5 protein-coding genes are annotated in these 4571 nt (G+C 32.6%); 2 read left to right on the plus strand and 3 right to left on the minus strand.

The genetic code is table 11. The features are described from left to right. Window positions 1–49: 49 nt before the first annotated feature. Window positions 50–241, minus strand: a complete 192-nt coding sequence (locus KA858_RS09925) for a hypothetical protein (RefSeq protein WP_053028613.1) — start codon at window positions 239–241, stop codon at window positions 50–52. A gap of 5 nt (window positions 242–246) precedes the next feature. After that, on the minus strand, window positions 247–891 hold the full coding sequence (locus KA858_RS09930) for an HAD family hydrolase (protein WP_210135578.1): 645 nt from the start codon (window positions 889–891) through the stop codon (window positions 247–249). Between the two features lie 308 nt (window positions 892–1199). Between KA858_RS09930 and KA858_RS09935 the strand changes: the two genes are divergently transcribed. Next, entirely contained in the window at window positions 1200–1730 is a 531-nt protein-coding gene (locus KA858_RS09935) for a hypothetical protein (protein ID WP_210135579.1), read from the plus strand. A gap of 255 nt (window positions 1731–1985) precedes the next feature. On the opposite strand, the gene KA858_RS09940 is transcribed toward KA858_RS09935, so the two are convergent. Further along, window positions 1986–3587, minus strand: a complete 1602-nt coding sequence (locus KA858_RS09940) for an alpha-glucoside-specific PTS transporter subunit IIBC (protein ID WP_210135580.1) — start codon at window positions 3585–3587, stop codon at window positions 1986–1988. A gap of 190 nt (window positions 3588–3777) precedes the next feature. Here KA858_RS09940 and KA858_RS09945 point away from each other — a divergent pair, with 190 nt between their 5' ends. Then, the gene (locus tag KA858_RS09945; protein WP_210135581.1) at window positions 3778–4539 is read left to right on the plus strand and encodes a MurR/RpiR family transcriptional regulator; all 762 of its coding nucleotides are present in this window, start codon (window positions 3778–3780) and stop codon (window positions 4537–4539) included. The last annotated feature ends 32 nt before the right edge of the window (window positions 4540–4571 follow it).

Consider the following 4571-nt stretch of genomic DNA (forward strand, 5'->3'; position numbering starts at 1 on the left):
TTTTAAAAATTCAGTGCCTCTCTTTTCTATTTACTAACTATCGAGTGCTTTATATTCTTCCTTGTAACAATAAGTAATAGCCTATAGTAGCTAAAATCAAATAGATCATAGTACCGACAACGAAAGAACGCACTTGAACTTTAAAGGGTATATGTTTACTAAATATAGGGCCTAATACTAAATTTCCTATGCCTATGATAATAGGACCTGCTAAAAAGAATATGATAATTTGCCACGACATCATATTTACTCCTTATTCGCTTCAAAGAATGTATTTACTATCTCTTCAAAGCTTAAATCTTTGCCGACATAAGCTATGTCAGAGAAGTCTTGTGCTTCTGTCATCTCATTTGTATTAATAATTACATCTAACCCAGCATTCATGGCACCAGTAGCACCATTGGCTGAATCTTCAATAGCTAAGCAATGTGCAGGTGAATAATTTAAGCGTTGTACAGCCGTTAAATAAAGCTCTGGGTCTGGTTTCACCGCTTCAACATCTTCTCTTCCTACAATCACATCAATATAATCGTTAATACCTAACGTTTGAATCGTAGGCATAATTTCTTCCCTATAACTACTTGTCGCAATCGCCATAGGTATGTGTCGTTGTTTTAAATATTTCATTAATGAAGACACTGTGTCGATAATATCTAATTCATGACTCGTATTATTGTGTTCATCATATATTTTTTGTTTCTTCTCAATACCAATTTGTTGTTCAAGATAGTCATGTAACCCTTGCGCATGTCCCCCAATGTGACTTCTGTAAAACTCAAGTGTTACAGGTTTCACACCATGAAATGAAAGATGTTTATTAATTATTACATATAAGTGTTTCTCAGTATCTATAATGGTACCGTCGAAATCAAATACTACAGCTTTATACATAAGATTGCTCCTTTAATTACTCCAATTATTGCTAAGTTTATCATATGACATATGAATTTCATACTTCGCCGAATAAGTACTAACACGTTTAAAAGGAAACGCTATTTGAATGCGCAAATTTAATTCATGTTAAATCGCGTTACGATTAGATTACAAAATAATTAAATCGAACTTCATTCAAAAGTCCTAGTGCTAATATTAATAAAGAGTGATACAATCAGTGTGTATAAAAGAACGGTGTACGACTTAAGGGAATTTACAGGCTAAATGCTTTTTACATACGTTAAATAAATATAGGAGGTCATTGCATGTTGTTAGACAAATTTGAAACTTACATTATCAACATTGTAGGTTTAAAATCTAGATCAACTCGAAAACATTTAATTAAAGTCTGCAAAGACGTTAAATTTTGCGATTCATTTCAATATTCAATAATCAAATACGATGATATACCCGTTTTAGAAGTTAGCTTACCTAAGCAGCAACTGCCATATTTTATTAGCTTTTTAAGTTTTTATCAATTCTCAATTTATCAGATTTTATCTCCTAAACGAGTAAATACGTTACTAGATACTGAACAACCTTATCAATCATCTAAACGTTTTGATTTAGCAATAGACGGCCTCCAAGATGCATTCATTAAAGATAAAGTTATTGATATTATGACTTATTTCTCAAATAACTTTGATATCAAATACACATTAAATAACAACTGTGCAAGCGTATGTTGTGCACCTGAAATATTCAGCAAATTACTACAAACGATTGCATGCAGAAATATTGATATTCTTTCTGCATCTTATAAAACACGTGTACTACATAAAGCAAACATTTCTTAATTAACTATCATCATAGTAGATCTATAATAGGTAGAATAACCAAACTAGTTAGGAGTGGGACAAAGAATTTAAATAGAATTCTGTCCCACTCCTTATGCATTTTCTTTTTATGATAACAATGGGTTTAAATCCAAGTGACGCTCTGTTTATGGTGAGTAAGTGATAGAAACGTTTTACCAAAATAGGATTGTACACAAAAAATGACCAGTAGAAAATCTTATTCCAGATTTTCTGCTGGCCTTTTACTTAAATACATTATTTTTTGTCATTGTCATCATAAACTAAATGTTCAAATGCTTCACGTACTTGTGGGACAGTCATTCCAACTACCACCTGAACGTTTTTATCACTTTTCACGAGTCCATGAGCCATTTGTTCATGAGTGAAATAACCACTATCTTCAACTTTTGATTCATCATTAACTGTTAGGCGTAAACGCGTTGTACAATTTGTAACGTCTTTAATATTTTCTTTTCCGCCTAATCCTTCTAAATAATAATGTGCTTTCGCTTCATATTCATTGCTAGGTTCAAAGCCTGAATTATCCGTACTTCCATCGCCTTTTTTCTCTTTGTAATCTTTCTTAGAGAATAATTTAACTTCTTCTTCAGCTCGACGTCCTGGTAATGGAATATCAAATTTCAAGATTAAGTATCTGAATACAACGAAATAGATACCTGAGAAAATCAAGCCTATCACAACTTGAGCTACATAAGTTAACCAATGATTTTGTCCTAATGGAATCCAGTTCGTCGCGATGAAATCAAGTAAACCGCCGCCCATGTTACCAACAACGCCGAAACCATACATAATTGTATCCATTGTCGCTGCTAATAATGCATGAATTACAAATAAGTAAGGTGCGATAAATAAGAATGTAAATTCTAAAGGTTCAGTAATACCAACAACTACCGCAGTTAAAGTAGCTGGTACTAACAATGCTGCAACCTTTTTGCGGTTTGCTTTAGGCGTTGTAGAATACATTGCTAATGCAATACCAATCGCACCAAACACTTTACCATTACCTTGTAACATGAAACCATAATGGAATTGTTCTTTTAAAGGTTTACTACTTTCAGCAAACTCATTTAAATGTCTAAACCATTCTGCTTTAAGTCCATCTTTTGCTACAACTGGACCTACTTCAATTGGTGCATAAATGAAGTGATGTAAACCAGTTGGAATTAACACACGTTCTAAGAAATGATACAGCCAAACACCAATATAACCAGATGCGATAATGAAATGTTGCATTGATTCAATACCACTTTGTATTGTTGGCCATACAACACATGTGATTGCTGCAATTGGTAACATAACAAAGAATGATATTGTTACAACAAATGTTAAACCTTGGAATACACCTAACATTTCTGGTAATTTCTTGCTATAGAATCGGTTATGTATCCATGTCACGATGGCAGAAATAATGATACCACCAAGAATATTTGTATCTAATGTTTCGATACCAGCAATTGCTTTTAATCCAGTTACATTTTCAACACCTTTTTCTAAGTTGGCACCAAATGTATGTGGCCATTGCGTTAAAATCGCGTTGATAAATGTATTGAACATTAAATAGCCCATTAATGCAGCTAAAGCAGCATGACCAGGTGCTTTCTTAGCTAATGATAAAGGCAATCCAACCACAAATACGATTTCCATATGATTGAAGATAACCCAACCACCTGATTCAATCACAGACCAAAATTTAAACCAAAATGTATGATCATTTGCTAATCCGCCCATGATAGTTGGATTTTTGAATAATGTCGCAAAACCTAATACAATCCCAAAGAATGCAAACATTAATACGGGAACGATCATAGCACTCCCAAATCGTTTAATAGCGTTCATAATTTAACCCCCAAATCTTTCTATGTTGTACTTAAGTTCATCGTACATATAAAAGCGTTTTCTTAATATCTATTATAGTAAACGCTTACACATATACAATGACGTTGACCGATTTTGAAATAATTTTGTATAATCAGTTTATGTTTTCTATACATGAAAATATTTTCAGGAAAGAATGAGAGGTGTCTTTGTGCTATTAGATGAAAAAGTAAATGCTAATTTCGACAAGTTAAATGATAACGACCTTCAAATTGCACATTTTGTAAATACGCATGTCAATCAATGTAAAATTTTAAAAATACATGAACTCTCGCAATTCACTCATGCATCTAATGCTACGATTCATCGTTTCACACGAAAGTTAGGATTTGATGGTTATAGTGACTTTAAATCCTATCTTAAATTTGAAAGTGAACATTTAAGTCAACTACCCAAAGATTCAATGGATGCTTTTAAACAAGAAATAGAAACAACATTTAGCTATTTAGATCGCATCGATTATAATTTGATTACAGATAAACTGAATCATGCATCTACTGTTTATTTATATGGCACCGGTCGCGCGCAAAAAAACGTTGCGGAAGAAGCGCAACGAATATTGTTAACAATGCATAAAAATATCATTGTCTTACATGACGTACACGAATTAAAGATGGTACTGAACCGTTCAGTAGCTGAAGATTTATTTTTCATTATTTCTCTTTCTGGTGAAAGTCATCAACTTTCAGATGTAACTAATCTACTTCAATTACGTCAAAAATATTTTATCTCAGTGACAACAATGAAAGATAATACACTAGCGCAAAAGGCTAGCTACAACGTTTATGTATCAAGTAATACGTTCTATTTATATGATGGTACAGATTACTCAAGTTTTATTAGTTATCATATTTTCTTCGAAACATTACTACGAAAATATAACGAACGTAAAGATAGCGGTGAACTCAGTTAAGCGTGATTAACTAAAACATACTAAGATTAGCT

The organism is Staphylococcus sp. GDX8P80P, from assembly GCF_017893095.1.
Lineage (GTDB): Bacteria > Bacillota > Bacilli > Staphylococcales > Staphylococcaceae > Staphylococcus > Staphylococcus borealis.